General features: G+C 35.0%; 15 protein-coding genes and 2 pseudogenes. 9 read left to right on the forward strand and 8 right to left on the reverse strand.

Going from position 1 to position 19060, the window contains the following annotated elements; translation table 11 throughout:
* Positions 1 to 30: 30 nt before the first annotated feature.
* The 7 genes from VI621_RS02995 (at position 31) to VI621_RS03025 (ending at position 8652) form a co-directional block, all read left to right on the forward strand.
* Positions 31 to 1443: a hypothetical protein gene (locus tag VI621_RS02995; protein ID WP_324216912.1), complete on the forward strand. Its 1413-nt coding sequence runs from the start codon at positions 31 to 33 to the stop codon at positions 1441 to 1443.
* Positions 1440 to 2525: a glycosyltransferase family 4 protein gene (locus tag VI621_RS03000; RefSeq protein WP_324216913.1), complete on the forward strand. Its 1086-nt coding sequence runs from the start codon at positions 1440 to 1442 to the stop codon at positions 2523 to 2525. The genes VI621_RS02995 and VI621_RS03000 overlap by 4 nt, the downstream gene beginning before the upstream one ends.
* 81 nt (positions 2526 to 2606) lie before the next feature.
* Entirely contained in the window at positions 2607 to 4043 is a 1437-nt protein-coding gene (locus tag VI621_RS03005; RefSeq protein ID WP_324216914.1) for an MBOAT family O-acyltransferase, read from the forward strand.
* A 383-nt stretch (positions 4044 to 4426) separates the two neighbouring features.
* Positions 4427 to 4927, forward strand: a complete 501-nt coding sequence (locus VI621_RS03010; RefSeq protein ID WP_324216915.1) for a hypothetical protein — start codon at positions 4427 to 4429, stop codon at positions 4925 to 4927.
* 36 nt (positions 4928 to 4963) lie between these two features.
* Positions 4964 to 6106 (forward strand): glycosyltransferase family 4 protein, encoded by a 1143-nt coding sequence (locus VI621_RS03015; protein WP_324216916.1) that lies wholly within the window; start codon positions 4964 to 4966, stop codon positions 6104 to 6106.
* Between the two features lie 3 nt (positions 6107 to 6109).
* Entirely contained in the window at positions 6110 to 7651 is a 1542-nt protein-coding gene (locus VI621_RS03020) for a glycosyltransferase family A protein (protein ID WP_324216917.1), read from the forward strand.
* On the forward strand, positions 7648 to 8652 hold the full coding sequence (locus VI621_RS03025) for a glycosyltransferase family 2 protein (protein ID WP_324216918.1): 1005 nt from the start codon (positions 7648 to 7650) through the stop codon (positions 8650 to 8652). The genes VI621_RS03020 and VI621_RS03025 overlap by 4 nt, the downstream gene beginning before the upstream one ends.
* 550 nt (positions 8653 to 9202) lie before the next feature.
* On the opposite strand, the gene VI621_RS03030 is transcribed toward VI621_RS03025, so the two are convergent.
* The 8 genes and pseudogenes from VI621_RS03030 to VI621_RS03065 form a co-directional block, all read right to left on the reverse strand.
* Positions 9203 to 9556: a hypothetical protein gene (locus VI621_RS03030; RefSeq protein ID WP_324216919.1), complete on the reverse strand. Its 354-nt coding sequence runs from the start codon at positions 9554 to 9556 to the stop codon at positions 9203 to 9205.
* Positions 9557 to 9667: 111 nt separating this feature from the next.
* On the reverse strand, positions 9668 to 10882 hold the full coding sequence (locus VI621_RS03035) for an efflux RND transporter periplasmic adaptor subunit (RefSeq protein WP_324216920.1): 1215 nt from the start codon (positions 10880 to 10882) through the stop codon (positions 9668 to 9670).
* Positions 10883 to 11002: 120 nt separating this feature from the next.
* Positions 11003 to 12250, reverse strand: a complete 1248-nt coding sequence (locus VI621_RS03040; protein WP_324216921.1) for an efflux RND transporter periplasmic adaptor subunit — start codon at positions 12248 to 12250, stop codon at positions 11003 to 11005.
* Positions 12251 to 12252: 2 nt separating this feature from the next.
* Entirely contained in the window at positions 12253 to 13509 is a 1257-nt protein-coding gene (locus VI621_RS03045) for a TolC family protein (protein WP_324216922.1), read from the reverse strand.
* 33 nt (positions 13510 to 13542) lie between these two features.
* Positions 13543 to 16722: pseudogene (locus VI621_RS03050) on the reverse strand (efflux RND transporter permease subunit).
* 315 nt (positions 16723 to 17037) lie between these two features.
* Positions 17038 to 17280, reverse strand: a complete 243-nt coding sequence (locus tag VI621_RS03055; protein WP_324216923.1) for a hypothetical protein — start codon at positions 17278 to 17280, stop codon at positions 17038 to 17040.
* The gene (locus VI621_RS03060) at positions 17244 to 17480 is read right to left on the reverse strand and encodes a hypothetical protein (RefSeq protein WP_324216924.1); all 237 of its coding nucleotides are present in this window, start codon (positions 17478 to 17480) and stop codon (positions 17244 to 17246) included. The genes VI621_RS03055 and VI621_RS03060 overlap by 37 nt, the downstream gene beginning before the upstream one ends.
* A 45-nt stretch (positions 17481 to 17525) precedes the next feature.
* Positions 17526 to 17705, reverse strand: a complete 180-nt coding sequence (locus tag VI621_RS03065; RefSeq protein WP_324216925.1) for a hypothetical protein — start codon at positions 17703 to 17705, stop codon at positions 17526 to 17528.
* A 186-nt stretch (positions 17706 to 17891) separates the two neighbouring features.
* Between VI621_RS03065 and VI621_RS03070 the strand changes: the two genes are divergently transcribed.
* Together VI621_RS03070 and VI621_RS03075 are read left to right on the forward strand one after the other, a co-directional pair.
* Entirely contained in the window at positions 17892 to 18446 is a 555-nt protein-coding gene (locus VI621_RS03070) for a serine acetyltransferase (protein WP_324216926.1), read from the forward strand.
* Positions 18446 to 19060 (forward strand): annotated as a pseudogene (locus VI621_RS03075) (glycosyltransferase family 1 protein); the annotation flags it as partial. The gene VI621_RS03070 and the pseudogene VI621_RS03075, both read left to right, overlap by 1 nt.

The raw sequence follows: 19060 nt of genomic DNA on the forward strand, positions 1-19060 counted from the left end.
TGTCAAAAAAAAAAATATTTAAATTGAATTATGCCAAAAGAGTATAAAAAAAGCATTGGGGTTGTTATTACCGATGGTGTCGGTTATAGAAATTTTATATTGAGCAATTTTATTGAGCAGACAAAAAAAACTTTTGATGAAGTTATTGTTTTTTCCTGTCTTCCTAAAAGTGCTTATGATGGGTTGTTTTTGGATTGTACCATTGTTGAATTAGCTGTTTTTGAGGAATCCTTTTTTACCTGGTTTTTTAGAAAATCCAAAGAATTAGCACATTTGCAATTGCATGCTAAAGGGAATTTCGGAATTCAAAGTAATTTGTTGAAAAACAATTCATCCTCAAAAACAGTCAGGGGTTTTGCGACCCGATTTCTTTTTTTCTGGACAAAATATTTTAATTCAGAATCGTGGATACAAGGCTATAATACCATACAACAAGCAAGCTTTTCAAATAACGAGGTTACAAACCAATACCGTACCCTTCTAAAGGATTTTAAAGTAGATTTATTGTTTTTCACACACCAGCGGCCTCCTTATATTGCTCCTTTAATTTATGCTGCTGAAAAATTAAAAATTAAAACAGCCACTTTTATATTCAGTTGGGATAATTTAGCATCCAAAGGAAGAATGGCAGGTAATTTTAATTATTATTTGGTTTGGAGTGATTTGATGAAAGAAGAATTAAACCACTTTTATAAGTCAATTAACAAAGACCAGATAGAAGTTGTGGGTACCCCTCAATTTGAACCCTATGTCATGGGAGGATATGAAATAAACAGAGAACAGTACTTAGAACGGTTTCAGTTGAAAAAAGAGATTCCTACGCTTTTTTTTAGCTGTGGCGATGTTTCCACCAGCAAAAATGATCCTCTATATGTTGAATTGATTGCAAAAGCCATATTGGAATCTAAATTAATAAAAAAAGTGAATTTATTGGTTCGTACGTCTCCCGCTGAGGAACCTACCCGATTTGCAGCTATAAAAGAGAAGTATCCTTTTATCCGTTGGAATTATCCAGATTGGAATCTTACCCGATCGAATCACCAGGAAGCCTGGTCACAGCGTATTCCTTCTGTACAAGATGTAAATGATTTGAAATCTATATTAGCTTTTTGTGATGTTAATATTAATATGTTATCGACGATGAGTCTGGATGCCATGATTTTTGGCAAACCGGTTATAAATACTGTATTTGGCAATAAAGAAAATGGTTTATATATGGACCAAAAATTTTTAAAATACAAGCATATCAATCATGTTTTACAAAGTGATGCAGTGGTTATTGTGACTAATGAGAATGAACTTATTACTTCCATAAATCAATGTCTGCAAACGCCAGATTACAAAGAATCACAGCAAAAAAGGTTGCTAAATCTTGAGATCAGCAAACCCATTTTAGGAACCAGTGCGCGCATAGCTGAAGTATTAAAATCAATGTGCGGATGAAGAAAAATAAAAAAATAGCTGTAATATGTAATTATCATCTCCTGCCTGATCGTGTGGGCGGTATGGATCGTTTTTTTTGGCTTTTTGATACCGCCTGTAAAAGTTTAGGACATGAAGTAATCTGGTTTTTTCCCAATGCTGCCCATCATGGCAACTATGATAATCTGACGATTATTCCTGCAAATGATAATTCTTTAGAATCTATTTTTATTTCCTACAGTAAACAAAACCTTTCACAATTTGATGTAGTGATTACGCATTTTTTAGAATTGTGCACTTCGTTTTTTAAAAAGGTCAAAAAACAGCAAGCTTCCAAAACCATCGCCGTCGATCATAATCCGAGACCATTGCAAGGTTATGCTTTAAAAAAGAAAATCATTAAACGAATCAAAGGGATTTTATATGCCCGCTACACTGATGTTTTTGTATGTGTTTCTAAATATTCGATTAGCGAATTAATCAGCGAATTTGGCAATCCAATACAAAAAAAGACAATTGTGATTTTTAATGGTTTAGAGATTCATAAATTTAAGAAAAAATCACAATTTAATTCAAATAAGCATTTCATAACGGCATCACACCTAAGAGAGGACAAAGGAATACAAGATTTGATTTTGGCAGTAGCTTTATTAAAAAAAGATATGGATATCAATTTTATAATTGATATTTACGGTGATGGGTACTATGAAGCAACATTAAAAAATATGGTTCAGGAATTTTCTTTGCAAAATATATTTATTTTTAAAGGAAATGTCGCTAATTTACATGAGTTATATTGTAACTATGATTACCTCATTCACCCTAGTCATGGGGAGACCTTTTGTTATTCAGTTGTTGAGAGTTTACTTAGTAATTTACCTGTTATAACCACTAAAAATTATGGAAATGTTTTAGGATTAGTAGAGAATAATACCAATGGATTTTTATATGAAGTTTCTGAAATAGACCAATTAAAAGAGATTTTATTTAAGATTTCGATTCAGGAATATGCAATCAATGATTTTTCTTCAAACAATGAAAAAGTAAAAGATTTATCCCTTGAAAATATGGTTCGGCAATATCTCAAACTAATTGATTATTAATTATTTCCTGCAAATTACTGAACGAATTTTAAAAGCAACAAAAATCTAACTCCTTAACCGTAATTCAATTTTAATTTAAGTATGTTTTTTAATTCGTTATCCTTTGCCTTGTTCTTACCTATCGTTTTTTGTCTCTATTGGTTTGTATTCAATACCTCCAAAAAAGCACAAAACACCCTGCTAATTCTGGCGAGTTATTATTTTTATTCCTGTTGGGACTGGCGTTTTTTATTATTATTGTTGTTTTCCACCTTTTTAGATTATTTTACTGCGATTAAAATAGAAAACAGTGCGAATCCAGGCATGCGGAAGTTTTGGTTTTGGCTGAGTGTGGGGATTAATCTGGGTTTTCTAGGGGTTTTTAAATACTACGATTTTTTTGCGGTTTCTTTCGCTGGTTTCATACATGGCTTTGGTTTTAATGTTAGTCCGGTGCTATTGAACCTAATTCTTCCCGTAGGCATTTCGTTTTATACTTTTCATGGATTATCCTATATCATAGACATCTATAACAATAAAATAAAAGCGGAACACAATTTTATAGATTATGCCTTATTTGTCAGTTATTTTCCTTTATTGGTAGCTGGGCCTATAGAACGAGCCACCCATTTATTGCCGCAAGTAAAAGTTAAAAGAAGTTTTAATTACAATCAGGCTAAAGAAGGGATTTACCAGATTGTTTGGGGATTGTTTAAAAAAGTGGTTATAGCCGATACTTGTGCGATGTATGCCAATGCCATATTTGACAATTATGAATCGATGAATTCGCTATCCTTATTTTTGGGTGCAATCTATTTTGCTTTTCAAATCTATGGTGATTTCTCAGGTTATTCTGATATTGCGCTGGGAACTTCAAAGTTATTCGGACTGGACTTGTTGCGCAATTTTAATTATCCGTATTTTTCGAGAGACATAGCTGAATTTTGGCGCCGCTGGCACATTTCGCTGTCTTCCTGGTTTCGTGATTATGTGTATATTCCATTAGGTGGCAGTAAAGGAAGTAAATTCAAACAAATTCGAAATGTTTTTGTCATATTTTTATTGAGTGGTTTTTGGCATGGCGCCAACTGGACCTTCATTGCCTGGGGATTTATAAATGCGCTATACTTTCTGCCACTTTTGTTGTTAAATAAAAATCGGTCGAATATGGACACCATCCATTTGAAGCGGGATTTCAATTCGTTAAAAGTAATAGCAAGTATATTAAGTACCTTTTTACTCACCTGTTTGGCATGGGTATTTTTTAGATCCAAAACGATATCGGATGCTTTAAAGTACATAAAAAATGTTTTTGCTTTTAAATTTGACGGAGGTTTTGAATATTTAACAATTGACAGGTATTCCTCTGAAGTGCTTTTTTTAGTAAGCGTGTTTATAATTATAGAATGGAATTCGAGAGAAAGTATTCATCCTATCACTGGCAATTTTAAAAATTTAAAATTATTGCTTATAATATTGAGTATATTTTTATTTGGCGTATTTTCACAAGTTTCAGAATTTATTTATTTTCAATTTTAATGAAAAAATTTATTAAAAACACGCTGCTTTTAATTAGTGCCGTCATTTTTTTAATGATGGTACTTGATTATTGCTATACGAAAATATATGAAGAATGTAAACCGAGAACTAAATTTCAATATTTAAGAAGCCTAAAAGACAAAAAAATTGAATATATTTTTTTAGGATCCTCAAGAGTTGAAAACGCGATAATCCCTAAAATTATAAAAAACAAGACGGGAAAAGAGGCAGTGAATTTGGGCTTTCAGGCAAGTAAATTACAAGATATTTTTACTGTCTTAAAGTTAGTAAATGAATTAAATATTGAAAACGAGACCGTTTTTATTCAGATTGATTATATATTTAATCTGACTTCCGGAAGATCCAATATTCTGGAATATGAAATGATTCCTTTTATAAGTGAAAATGAAGTTATAAGTTCACATCTAAAAAAACAATCTAAAGGTGGATTCTTATTAAATTATTATGTTCCTTTTTATAGATATTGCAGAAATGATTTGAAATTAGGGTTTAGAGAAGTATTTTTAAATTTGATGAATAAAAAGTCCAAATTGATTGACACAAAAGGATATATACCCCTTAAGGGATATTCTGAAATTCATGATGGAAGGTTACCTGAAAAAATTGAGGTTAGTAACAAAATATTCGATTCAATCATAAAATTTTGTTCAAAAAACAAAATAAAGGTCGTTTTTTATTGTGCTCCATTTTGTAAACACACCAAAAATCTGGAATTTATTAAAAAATTAAAACACAAAATACCCGACTTAAAAGATTTTTCAAAGGTAATTATTCAGAATGATAAATTTCAAAATTGTTCTCATTTGAATAATGACGGAGCAGAAACTTTTACCGAAATTTTTGTTAAAGAATTATTACAATAAGAATTACTTTTTTTAAGAAATAACAAGATTTAAGACATGAAAATAGCCTTTCTTACCTCAGAATATCCACACCTTGTAACAGGGACTTCCGGTGGTTTGGGTACTAGCATCAAAAGTCTGGCCGTAAGCTTGGTTAATCAGGGGCATTCCGCTCGCATATTGGTTTACGGACAAAAAGAAGAAGGACTTTTTGAGGATCATGGGGTCGTTGTACAACGTATCAAAAACATAAAAGTAAAAGGATTATCCTGGTACCTCACCCGAAAAAAGTTCGAAAAAATCATCAATCAACTTTATAACCAACAAGAGCTTGATTTGGTAGAAGTCGCCGACTGGACAGGAATTTCTTCATTTATTCAACCCCAATGCCCTCTAGTAATTCGTTTACATGGCAGTGATACTTATTTTTGTCATCTGGACCACCGTCCTGTGAAGTGGATCAATCGTTTTCATGAAAAACGAGCGCTGCAAAAAGCAAATGGACATATTTCGGTAAGTCACTATACTGCCATTATGACCAACCAGCTTTTCGGGTTAAACAAAGATTTTACGATAATTCCCAATAGTATCGATTGTTCCGATTTTATAAGTGAGCAGAAAGTTGTGGCTACGCCACCAATTGTGCTTTATTTCGGGACACTGATTCGGAAAAAGGGATTGCTGGAACTGCCTTTTATTTTTAATAAAGTCATTGAACAACATCCAACAGCCCAGCTTTATTTAATAGGTCGGGATTCCAGTGATATTATTTCAGGAAATGCATCCACTTGGACGATGATGCTGGAATTGTTTACTCCCAAAGCGTTAGTCAACGTAACCTATTTCGGGGGCGTGTCTTATGATGAAATAAAAAAACACATTCAAAAAGCGACTGTTTGTGTTTTTCCTACTTTTGCAGAAGCCTTGCCGCTTTCCTGGTTGGAAGCCATGGCCATGGAAAAAGCAGTGGTAGCCTCCAATATCGGATGGGCGCAAGAAATAATTGAAGAAGGGAAGAGCGGTTTTCTGGTAGATCCAAAAGACCATCAAGTATATGCCGATAAAATTTGCACACTTATTGAAGATGCTGAGTTGACGAAGCAAATAGGGGGAAATGCCCGAAAAAGAATTGTAACCGTTTTTGATGTACAAAAAGTAATCCATCAAAATATAGCCTTTTATCAATCTATAATAAAATAACAGTTGATTGTAGTATACCATTCAGACAACAAGATAACGGAAGTAGTTTCGGTGAATCATCAAAAAATTAAATTTGATGCTGGCGATGCGATTGCTTTGGGTTTGCAAAAACTGGCCATACAGTTTCCGGATCAAAAACTGGTTTGGTGTCATGATGCCTATAAGGAAAGTTTGAATTTAACGGGTATCGACACCGTTTTTTATCATCCTAAAATGATGTTGTCCTATTCCCCGCGTGATATTATTTATTTTGATACTACGATAGGCTATGTTGAAGATTCTTTGTTTCTCAAGGTAAAAAAGGAGGTCAGGTATCCAACTTGGCAGATGAGTAGCATAGCAGGAGTGGTACATGCCACTTTAGTATTGGAAACAAAAGATAAACTTAAACCGGATGATAATTTTGATTATTATTTAAACGCAGTGGCAAAACGATGTATGCCTTTGGGTTTGCTTTGTTATTCCGAACCCGCGCTTTTAAAACCTACCGAAAATTGTTATAGTCCCAAAGCAAGCACTTATAAACTATTTCGTTTTGTAAAACAGCATTATAAAACGAAATGGGTATTTTTATTGTTTTTGAATGTAATGCTATACGAAAGGAAGTATCCAATATTTCCAATGATGTATTCTCTTTTTTTTAAGAAACAAGACGACAGGAACTTAAATTTAGACAGGATAAAAAATGAATCAGCCATCTCATTGGTTGCTAAAGCCACTGTCGATGTAATTATTCCAACCATCGGGAGAGAAAAATATTTATATGATTTTTTATTGGATTTAAAATCACAAACACACTTACCTGCCAATATTATTATTATAGAGCAAAATCCACTTCAAGAAAGTAAATCCACATTGGATTATTTGACCAGTGAAAGCTGGCCCTTTAAAATAAATCATATTTTTACCCATCAGTCAGGCGTTTGTAATGCCCGCAATATGGCGTTAGCACACGTTACTGAAGAGTGGATATTTTTTGCTGATGATGACATCCGCATTGATGCTGATTTTATTCAAAGAGCAATAGAAAACATCCGAAAAGTTGGGGCAAAAGCAGTATCGGTTAACTGTTTTCAAAAAGGAGAACAACAAAAATACAATACCATTTTTCAATGGGTAGGATTCGGTTCGGGCTGTAGTTTTGTTTTTTCGGAAAGTTTAAAGAATTGTAAATTTGGTCTGGGATATGAATTTGGATTCGGAGAAGATGGTGATTTTGGGATGCAACTGCGAAACCAGGGTTGTGATGTTTTGTATTTGCCAGACCCAAAAATACTCCATCTGAAAGCGCCGATTGGAGGTTTCAGAACAAAACCAGTATTGCAATGGCAAATGGACCTCATTCAGCCAAAGCCCTCGCCCACTGTAATGTTGTTTTTGATTTCGCATAGGACGAAAGAACAGATTTTAGGCTATAAAACGACTTTGTTTTTTAAGTATTACAGGCTTCAAAAAATTAAAAACCCCATTCGTTATTTGTTGAATTTCAACAAACAATGGCAGCAAAGTATGTTTTGGGCCAATGAATTAAAAAAAGTAGGATGAATTTTACACTGATCATTTGCACTTATAAAAGGGCTCAACCGTTACTGAAATTATTACATTCGGTTCGGGAGCAAAGTTTGTATCCTTATGAAATCCTTATTGTGGATGGTTCGCCAGATGACGAAACTGCTACGATGCTAATAATAAATGATTTTAAAAGCCTGATATATTATAAAGTACCTCCTGAACATCGTGGTTTAACGAAACAACGCAATTATGGGATTACACGAGTAGATCCTATATCTGAAATCGTTTGTTTCCTGGACGATGATACTGTTTTAGAACCCAAATATTTTGAAGAAATACTTAAAACTTTTCATGAAAATAATACTATTACAGGAGTAGGAGGCATTGCCATAAATGAAAATAGATGGATAGAGCGAAAACCGAACGGGATATACGATAAAAAACGATTCTATACTTTTGAAGATTATGTATACCCCGAAGGAATACGTAATATAGCCCGAAATTATCTGGGGTTGCAATCCCATCTGACTCCGGGAAAAATGCCAAACTATTCTCATGGAAGAACTTGCGGTTTCCCTCTTAATAATAAAACTTATGAAGTGGATCTGTTAATAGGGATGTCTTTTTCTTTTAGAAGAATCGTTTTTGAAAATACGAAATTCTCCACCTTTTTTGAAGGCTATGGTTTGTATGAAGATGCCGATTATAGTATCAGAGCCTTGCAGTTTGGTAAAAATGTGGTCAATACCGCAGCACAATTATCCCACTATCATGCCCCTTCTGGGCGTCCCAATCAATACGACTATGGCAAAATGGTCGTTCGAAATGGCTGGTATGTCTGGCGGGTAAAATACCCGAATCCGAGTTTGAAAGCCCAATTGAAATGGCACGCTATCACTTTATTGTTGACGGCCATCCGATTTACGAATATCTTTACTACTACTACTACTACTACTACTACTACTACTAAAAGGAAAGAAGCGGCTACGGAGACTTTGGGAAGAGTAGTGGGGTGGATGGGATTGTGGGTTTGAGTTGTGGGTTATGGGGTGGGTTATGAGTTATGAGTTGTGGGTTGTGAGTTGTGAGAGTCCTCTTTTGTCGGAACGACAGGGGTTATGGGAGCTGCTCAAAAAGTTGTCCTGGAACAAACCCCTTACGCGGTTGCAGGAGCGGATGTTTTTACATAATTTTATTATAGTTTATCCGGCAATGTCAATAGGAGCAGGAGGGTGTTTTATGAATTATAATGCCACATTATGTAGCACAGCTTGAGGAAAAAATTACTGGCGCAAGTCACGAAGTGTACGTGTTATCGCATCAATAACTGTGACAGTAATTTTTTTAAAGCGCAGGAAAGGAGTGATAATTGAAATGCAAACCTTTTTTTAACATAGCTAAAAAGAATGCTCTCATTAGTATAAATAAAATTAGTGAAATGAAGCAAACAAAGAACTGACTTTAGGAATACTTGGACTAAAGCGGTTTTTGTACAGCTGAATGAGATACTGATAAAATGGACTCCAATTATTTGGAGCGTTTTTTTAATGAATTAATAATCTATATAATAAGACTTCTCATAAATCAATGTGCAATAGTATGATGTGATGCAGTTATTGAATCATGCTGATGGTGGTGATTTTCATTATGGTGCCCATCGGAGTGGTGGTGTATCGTATCTCCATGATGATAATTTTGATGGTGGTGTATATAAATTGAATCATTATGATGGTATATACTGTAATGATGATGGTACAATTGGCCCTCATGATGAATACCCAATGCGGTATTAGAAGCCACCATTTTATTCAAAGATTCCGTCATAGCAGTTGCTGCTTCTAAATTTTCAGTTTCCTTATGAGTAGTATTGTCAGAACAGCTTATCATAAATATGACTGCAACTGTCACTAAAATAATTGAGGTTAGTTTGTAATTCATTATTTTATATTTTACTGATTATTAAGAGGTTGGCTAATGTATAGTTTTTTTTGAATTGTTGTATAGTACAAAAATTTTTCGGGACACTTATTTTTTTACGTGTTTTCAATATTACATATCGTGTCCCTCCATAGGATTTGTTCCTTTACGGAATTTGTATTCGCTATTTATTGCATAAGCGCCAGTAATGACCACTTTTTTGGTTGGATCCATTTCTGATTTAATTTCTATCATGCCATTGGTTTCCATTCCTGTTTCTACCATCAGGTTTTCAAAGACACCGTGTCTTTTTTCAATCCAAATATAAGAAGCATCTTTTTCTCTTATCACAGCATCCGTTGGAATGAATATTCCTTTTACATTCGGCTGGGTTAATTTAGTCATTGCCTGCATGCCTGGTTTTAAGAATAAGTTTGGATTTGGGACTTCCATCCGAATTAAGAGCAGTCTTGTGTCTGGGTTTATTTCCGGGTTAATAAATGCAACTTTGGCATTTATTGTTTTATCGGGATAATCGGTAAATGAAATTTTTGCATTCTGTCCAATTTTTAAACTTCTTGCATAGTTTACATTCACTTGTGCTTCAAGCCAGAGCGTATTTAAATCTGCCAATTTAAGTATTCCCAAACCTTCCATGATATAGCTGCCTTCTGTGGCTATTATTTCGGTAACATACCCACTGGATGTGCTGTAGAAAGTAGTGTAAGGAGAAATTTCATTGCTTTGTTTTATACTTTCAATTTGGGTATTGGATAAGCCAAAAAAAAGTAGTTTTTGTTTGGCTGCATTTAGCATCGTTTTAGCATTTTTTCCAAAATCTCCGGGCATTGCAAGCTGTTTATAGGCTGTGAAATAATCTTGCTTGGCTATCGCAATATCTTCGCTGTATAATTGATAAACCGCTACGTTTTTACTAATATAATCTCCTGTAGTTTTGAAATATAACTTTTCGATACGTCCCATCGCCCTGGAGGATAAGGTTTTAACCTTTTCCTGGTTGATCGTTAAAACACCTGTATAGGTTTCTTCTAAACTATTTCCTGATTCTGATATAGTTTGCATAGTGATGTTACCCAATTTTATTTGCTGGTCACTCAAGGCAATTTCGTTAGCCGCTGATTCGTCGTTTTTTACCGGCGTTAAGTCCATGTGACAAATAGGACATTTTCCGGGTTTGCTTTCCTTTATCTGCGGATCCATAGCGCAAGTATAGTAAACACTTTCTTTTGCAGGATGTTTGCTATGGTCTTCCTTGTTTTTAGTATTACAAGCTATTAATGCTGTAAACAGTAAAAATAGGATACTGATATTTTTTATACAGTTCATGTGCTATTCTGTTTTCAGTTATTTTATAATAAACAGCATAAATAAGTGCGCTTCAAAAATCCTCGCCCCAACCGTCTCCAAAGGAGAGGGAGCCGTAACCACATAAATATATGTCGTTAGTTACTCCGTTTTTATAAAACTTTCGCTATCAATTAAATATTGTGCGTTTTTGGCAATTGTATCTTCAACCGAAATACCGTCTATTATCTGGATAAAATCATTAATCTCCATTCCTGTTTTTATCTCTTTTGCTTTAAAGCCATTATCCATTTTCATAAAAACTATTTTCTTATTTCCAATGGTCACCAAAGCTTCTTTTTCCAGCCAAATCCCTTTCGTTGGATTTGTTTTCACAACCCCTTGTAATCGTAAACCAATTGGTAACTTTAGCGAACTGTTATTTAAATAAACCCTAATTCTATTGGTACGGTCCGTCTGGTTGAATTGTGTTTCAATAAAATTTACTTTGGCCCTTATAGGTTCATTTTCGTTAAATTCTGATGAAATATTGATAGGCTGGTTTATTTTAATTAAGCTATTATATCCTGGTAAGACATTAAAAACACCCCAAACTTTATCGGTATTGACTAATTTAAAAACGACTTCATTTTTTTTAATGTAATCACCTTCTTTAATGGTTAAAGCTTCTGTAGTTATATTAGAATTTCGCATGCTTTCCTCTGTGCTCTTAGCCATGCTTTCCGTTCCCTGAATGATTCCGTAAGCAGGACTATATATCGAAATCATCGGATTTGCTCTTTTGGCGGAAGCCAATGCATTTATTTGATTAAGCGTCATTCCGTAGAGCAATAATTTTTGTTTCGATGCTTTAATGATGGAATGGTTTTCCGCATCATTGGAAATTAAATAGATGAAATTTTGCTGTTCGGTGAGTAATTCCGGACTGTATAAATCAAAAAGCTTTTGTCCTTTATTGACTTTTTGGTATTTATAATTGACATACATTTTTTCTATTCTGCCACTCATTCTTGCCGCAATATTAACGGAGGAATTGGGGTCATATGCAACAATTCCAGGCAAATTTATTTCGCTGTTTATAATGGTATCTTTTGGTGTGGTGGTTTTATAATTACCCACTATAAAGTTATCGGTACGCTTTAATAGATTCTCGATTGAAGTACTTTTTATAGTATGACCTGAGCTATGTTTTTTTACTAAAGTCATACCGCAAATAGGGCAGTTTCCCGGTTTGTCCCGAATGATTTCGGGGTGCATCGAACAGGTGTAGAGTTCCTTTTGATGCTCAGTGTGTATTGGTTCATCAGACCTTATTGCGAAGTAATAGATTGCAAATCCAATAATGGAAATCACTACAACAATCAAACTATATTTTAAGTAACGATTCATAATTATTTAGTTTCCAGTTGTTTTTCAATTTCTACTTGTGTATTCAGAATTGCTTGTAGTTTGTCTAAAACATCCATTTGCGCCATGTTAAACGCCTCCCAAGCATCAAGAACCACAAACAAATCCCCAGTGTTGTTTTGCCAGGCTATAATGGCGGTATCATAATTTCTTCGTAAAGCCGGAATAATTTTTTTTTCCGAAATATCATATTGTCTTTTTAAGTTTGTCAGCTCTATGTTCATCCCTGAAATCATCCCTGAAGCTTCATTCAGAATCATTTGTTTTTGAAAGTTCAGGCTTTCGTTTTTTATTTGAAAACTATTGATGTTGGCTTTGTTCATTTTTGATGACCATGGTGCAAAAGGAACATTAACCATAAGCATTAAAGAGAACTGTTGCGGTTGCTCCCCAAAGGCAAACATGTGGTCGTATTTGACCCCAAACTCAGGTAATAATTTTGTTTTTTCTGCTGCTATTTTCAATTGATTCAAAGAAATTGTTTTTTCAATAGCCTTCACATCGCTTCGATTTTGAGAAAGTGCTGTGGAGTCTGATTTTATGATATCGTAATCATTTAATTTATAGGTTGGATCTATTTCAAAAGCGGTGTTTTTATCTCTTGCCATCAACGTATTGAGCATAATTCGTTTTTGAGCGATGTCATTTTGTAACATTACTATCATATTCTCTAATATGCTGTATTGCGATTTTGCTTTATAATACGTTGGCAGTTTATCCATATTGTACTGATATCGTATTTCCATACTTTTAATCATGTATTCCAAAAGCAATAAATTATCATTAGCAATTTTTACTTTTTTATTTAATATCAGCCATTGATAATAATTCGTTTTTGCAATAGCATTTAATTGATTATTGGTGTAATTTTTGTTTTCAGCTTCGACCGAAGACATTGTATTCATATAATTAAAATCGGCTTTTAATTTTGACGAATTAGGAATCATTTGCTGAACTCCAATCATATAATTTCCCATCCCGGGGTTCATTTCATCTGTCTTCCACATTTTGGTATTGTAAGGTGTCATAAAAAATCCCGTACTGACTTGTGGTGCCATCCAGCTTTTGGCTCCTTTTGCCGCTGCATCCATACTTTGTATATCGGCATCATACATTTTTAATTGTGGATTATTTGTTTTGATATTGGTCAAAACTTCATCCAACGAAAGTGTTTGTGCCTTAACAGTAGTACAGCTTAGAATCAAACCTAAAACGAAATAATATTTACTCTTTATCTTCATTTCAACTATCTTTTTTTTATTGTTTTTTTCGAATTAATCCTCAAACTCCTTTACTATGAGTTTACCGTGTTTTTTTAATTCGTATTCTCTAACCAAGGCATACAATACAGGCAATACAATCAGTACAAACAGCGTGGAGGTCATCAACCCAAAAACAAATGGAATTGTAATTGGTTTCATCACATCACTACCCGTTCCCGTGGCCAATAAAACAGGCATTAAGCCAATAATATCAACCATTACGGTCATCAGCTTTGGTCTTAACCTTAAAGCAGCACCCTCATATATGGCATCTTCGATATCCTGTTTTGTCATTGCTTTATTCTCGGCAGTAATTTTACTTACCTTTTTGTGTATTGAATTATTCATGTAAACCAGCATTAATATCCCTGTTTCTACTGCAACTCCAAATAGGGCAATAAAACCAACGGCAACGGCAACCGAAAAATTAACATCGAAGAAATACAGCGAGTAAGCTCCACCAACCAAGGCAACGGGAATCGCTGAAAGCACTATCAGTACTTCCCTGAAAGTATGAAATGTAAAATAAAGGATAGCCATAATGATGAGTAACACAAAGGGAATAATCATTTTCAATCGCTCCTGCGCCCTTACTTGGTTTTCATATTGTCCGCTCCAACTTAAAAAATACCCTTTTGGCAATTTTTTAATCGCTCCTTCGAGTTTCTTTTTGGCATCATTTACGGTACTTCCTAAATCCCTTTCCCGAACATTGAATAGCAGTGTTCCTCTTAGCATCGCATTTTCTGAACTTATCATGGGAGGCCCTTCGGTAATACTGATATCAGCAACGGCAGAAAGTGGTATGGAGCCATACTCCATGGTTTGTAATGGCAAAATTTTCAACTTATTGATTTCATCACGAGCATCCTGAGCCAAACGGACATTGACAGAAAACCGTTGTCGGCCTTCGACTGTAGTAGTAACATTCATTCCTCCTATGGCTGTTTCGATAAACATGTTTACATCATCCACTGAAAGACCATATCTGCCAATCTCTTCTTTATTTATTTTTATGTCAATGTATTTACCGCCTACGATGGGATCCACATACAAATCTTTTATACCGTCTAATCCTTCCAATTCTTTTTTAAATTGTTGCGCCAACTTATTGATCGTGTCAATGTTTTGTCCATATAATTTAATTCCCACATCGGTTCTAATTCCGGTAGACAACATGTTAATCCGATTGATAATGGGCTGTGTCCAACCGTTTATGACTCCCGGAATTTGTAGTTTTGAGTTCAACTCGTTAATAATATCATCCTTGGAAAAATCCTCTCTCCATTCCGATTGTGGTTTCAAAAGTATGATGCTTTCAATCATATTCATGGGTGCATTATCTGTGGCTGTATTAGCCCGTCCGGCTTTTCCAAGAACATTTTGCACTTCAGGGACAGTCATAATGAGTTTATCCTGTACCTGCATGATTCGTTTTATTTCGGAATTAGAAACATCCGGTAGGGTTACGGGCATAAAAAGCAGTGATCCTTCATCTAACGGCGGCATAAATTCAGTTCCAAGACCGAGCACCAGAGGAATGCTTCCTAATACTAATGCAATACTTAGTGCAAGGGTTGTTCTTTTCCATTTCAAACACCAACGGATTATCGGATTATACATCCAAAGGAAAAAACGTGAAACGGGATGTTTACTTTCAGGACGCACGTCTCCCTTTAGAAACATGGTCATCAGCACCGGAACAAGAAATATAACTACGAAGGCAGAGCCAATCATAGCAAAGGTTTTAGTCCATACTAAAGGTGAAAATAGTTTGTTTTCCTGTCCTGTAAGAAAAAGGATTGGACTAAATGACACCAATGTAATCAGGATGGAATTAAACACGGCTTTCCCAATCAGCTTAGATGACGCTTCAATTTTCTTTTCTCTTTCTTCGTTTGATAACATTTGGTTTTATCTTTAAAAAAATTAATCTTCCTCTCCACTTATTGATTTCATTGCGTTTTCCACCATCACAATGCCGGCATCTACTAAATCGCCCACGGCAAGTGCAACACCAGCAAGGGACATTATGTTTGAGGTGATGTCAAACCAACTCATCATAATGAAGGAAATAAGAACAGATATTGGAATTGTAATTACGACTATCAATGCACTTCTTACATGAAGCAGGAAGATGAATAGCACGATGGCGACCACTATAATTTCTCCTATTACCGCTTCCTTCAATGTGCTTATGGTCGCATCGATGAGGCTGGCACGGTCATAAGCCGTTTTAAATTTCACTCCGGGAGGCAAGCCTTTTTCGATATCCGGTAATTTTTCCTTAATTCTTCCTATTACATCTTTTGCATTTTCTCCGTAACGCATCACGACAATTCCTCCCACTTTTTCTCCTTCACCATTTTCATCAATAATGCCCAGCCTGAGTTCTCCTCCCATTTGAACAGTAGCAACATCTTTTATCCTGACAGGAACTGAGTTAATGGTTTTAAGCGGAATATTTTCAATCTCTTTTATGTTTTTGATGTACCCGGATCCTTTAATGATATATCCGATATCCGATTGCTCAAATTTTCTTCCGCCCACATCATTATTGTTTGCTTTAATTTTTCCGGCAACCTCCATTAATGGAATGTTATGATAACGCAATTTATTAGGGTCAACTACCACTTGGTATTGTCGTTGAAAACCTCCAAAAGAAGCTACTTCACTAACGCCATCAACCGTCTGTAAAGCAAAACGGATGTACCAATCCTGCAAAGCACGAAGTTCTCCTAAATCATAGCCGGGAGCATCTAAAGTATACCAATAAACATGACCCAATCCTGTTCCGTCCGGGCCAAGTGTAGGTATGATTCCTTCGGGCAAAAGTCGTTGGGCATAATTTAATCGTTCTAAAACTCTTGTTCTGGCCCAATAAATATCAGTATCATCATCAAAAATCACGAAAACAAAACTCATTCCGAACATGCTGTTTGCCCGTATGTTTTTTACCTTAGGAATCCCCTGTAAATTACTCACCAAAGGATAGGTAATCTGATCTTCGATGATTTGCGGATTACGTCCCATCCATTCTGTGAAAATGATGACTTGATTCTCTGACAAATCGGGAATGGCATCAACGGGGGTGTTTTTTACGGCATAAATACCGTAAGCCGTAACTGCTACAGCGATTAGCAAAACGATAATGCGGTTTTTAAGTGCCCAGGTTATGAAATAATTTATCATTATTATTTTCTTTTAGTCTAAATTTTACACTTGAAACAAGTTTTATTATTTATATTGAACACTAAAAATTTTTCAAAATAAAATCTACACAATCTTCTGCCTGAAGTACAGGAACATGTACGACAACCATATAGGATAAACACGCTTCTATATTTACTTGAACATTTTTCATTGTATTTATTAAATTGTAGATTAATTTCTACTTAATAAAGTTAATGATTATTGATTAATTGTAAGTCTGTATTTGTTAATTTTTTAAATTTATCGTATTGAAAACCTTGCAATTAACTTGAATAATATTATGATATTAAACTTTTAGATGCTTGTATTGAAAAAATGCCTAAAGCCATCTTTTAGTTTAAAATCATTTGTGCCAAACATTTGAGATAATTCTTTGGCAGTTGGCAATGGTTCTTCTAAATGGTTTAGAATGTATTCATAAACCTTTTGAATGATTACTGCCTCTGATTTTCTGGGTGGAGCATTATTAGTATTGCTCGTGATGTCTTGTAAAATTGTTGTTACTGAAGATACCAGTATTTTGTCGCTGTACAGCAATTTGGAGTTGACTGGCTTGAAATAATGTTTGAAAATTCCATTTTAAAGAGCATTTCGGGATTAAATCCCAAAATTTCAGGTACTGCTGTACTAAAACTTGCGATGTGAAATTCATTATTGAGAATAAAGGTAGTCTGAGTCAAATTTTGATAGGTGTAATGAGGATTAACGTATCCCGATTGCAGTATGATGTTCTGCATTTTTTCTGATAATACATTTAATATATTCGCTACTTCATCTAACTCCTATTGGTGTGCTGTTTGCTGAATCCTGAATGACAGATTTCCCGTTGCCATTTCGAACAGCATCTGGTATAGCATTTTGATTCTTTGTTGATTTGATTCGTTTTGCATACGGATTGTATATGGAGAGGTAATGACTACTGGAGATGCGGGATAGGGAAGTACTCCTAATCTGTTGGGCAAAACTATATAATATAAATTTTTGAAACTAAAAGTGTAGTGTTCAATTCGGGAATTGAATAGTTGGTTTTGTTATTGAAACCTTGAACTATCGAATCCTAAAATTTAGACTATGTATTAATTTCCATAACGAATATGCATTTCTAACAAGAAATACTATATTTACCACACAAAAATGTTTCTTTAAATATGACCGTTTTTAAACTGATCACTTCAGACTATAAAAAATATAAAAAATATGGAGGCCATTTCTTTGCCATCGTATTTTTTACCCAAGGATTTTGGGCAATTTTTCAATACCGCATCGCCAATGGGATTTATAGGAAGGTACACATTCCGTTAGTAAGACCTGTTTTGTTGTTGTTGTGCCTGTTTTGGCAAAAAATGATTGAAGTTACTACTGGGATTTCGATACCTGCTTCGGTTCAAATCGGACATTCGTTTTACATTGGACACTTTGGAGGTATTATTCTTAATGGAAAGGCCGTAATTGGGAACAACTGCAATATTTCACAAGGGGTCACCATCGGTGTTTCGGGATTAGAAAACAGAAGAGGCGTTCCGATAATAGGGAATAATGTTTATATTGGAGCCAATGCCATTGTCGCCGGAAAAATAACAATTGCAGATAATGTATTGATTGGCGCCTGTTCGCTGATAAATACAGATGTCGCAACCAATAGTGTGATGTTGGGTGTGCCGGCAATAATGATTTCTGACAAAGGGGCGGAGGGCTATATTTGATGAAATTACTTGTAGTGTCATCGGCCCCGTTAATTGCCTCCCAAAACCAATGGAAGGCCTACGGTCCGTATGTAAAAGAAATAGAAATATGGGCCAAACACGTTGACCAAATACAATTCTGTTGTCCCGTTTGGGAAACCGACAGAGGGCTTTTGGTGCAAACCATCCCATTTGAAACAGCGAAAACAATTCGGTTAAAAGAATTTGATATCAAGTCGTATATTCAGGTATTCAAAGCGTTGTATGCCGTGGGAATCAATTCAATCAGAATTGCTAAAGCCATGCAACAAGCGGATCATATCCATTTGCGTTGTCCGGGTAATATGGGATTATTGGGAGCTGTAATTCAAATTGCATTTCCAAATAAACCAAAAACGGCTAAATATGCGGGAAATTGGGATGCCAATAGCCAACAGCCCTGGAGTTACCGTTTACAAAAATGGATTTTAAGCAATACCTTTTTCACCCGAAACATGCAGGTGTTGGTCTATGGCGAATGGGAAGGCAGTACCAAAAATATCAAACCTTTTTTTACCGCCACGTATCGGGAGAGTGAAAAAACAATGTCAGTGTTAAGACGGATAGATAAGCTAGAGATTGGGGGGGAAGGAGAC

The sequence above is a fragment of the Flavobacterium sp. genome (assembly GCF_035292545.1).
Lineage (GTDB): Bacteria > Bacteroidota > Bacteroidia > Flavobacteriales > Flavobacteriaceae > Flavobacterium.

Bases quoted from the DNA above. Each gene is read 5' to 3' on its own strand.
- VI621_RS03025 (WP_324216918.1), top strand. From the start codon at position 7,648: ATGAATTTTACACTGATCATTTGCACTTATAAAAGGGCTCAACCGTTA.
- VI621_RS03005 (WP_324216914.1), top strand. From the start codon at position 2,607: ATGTTTTTTAATTCGTTATCCTTTGCCTTGTTCTTACCTATCGTTTTT.
- VI621_RS03030 (WP_324216919.1), bottom strand. From the start codon at position 9,556: ATGAATTACAAACTAACCTCAATTATTTTAGTGACAGTTGCAGTCATA.
- VI621_RS03015 (WP_324216916.1), top strand. From the start codon at position 4,964: ATGAAAATAGCCTTTCTTACCTCAGAATATCCACACCTTGTAACAGGG.
- VI621_RS03000 (WP_324216913.1), top strand. From the start codon at position 1,440: ATGAAGAAAAATAAAAAAATAGCTGTAATATGTAATTATCATCTCCTG.
- VI621_RS03060 (WP_324216924.1), bottom strand. From the start codon at position 17,480: ATGCAGAACATCATACTGCAATCGGGATACGTTAATCCTCATTACACC.
- VI621_RS03040 (WP_324216921.1), bottom strand. From the start codon at position 12,250: ATGAATCGTTACTTAAAATATAGTTTGATTGTTGTAGTGATTTCCATT.
- VI621_RS03070 (WP_324216926.1), top strand. From the start codon at position 17,892: ATGACCGTTTTTAAACTGATCACTTCAGACTATAAAAAATATAAAAAA.
- VI621_RS03010 (WP_324216915.1), top strand. From the start codon at position 4,427: ATGATTCCTTTTATAAGTGAAAATGAAGTTATAAGTTCACATCTAAAA.
- VI621_RS03035 (WP_324216920.1), bottom strand. From the start codon at position 10,882: ATGAACTGTATAAAAAATATCAGTATCCTATTTTTACTGTTTACAGCA.
- VI621_RS03045 (WP_324216922.1), bottom strand. From the start codon at position 13,509: ATGAAGATAAAGAGTAAATATTATTTCGTTTTAGGTTTGATTCTAAGC.
- VI621_RS02995 (WP_324216912.1), top strand. From the start codon at position 31: ATGCCAAAAGAGTATAAAAAAAGCATTGGGGTTGTTATTACCGATGGT.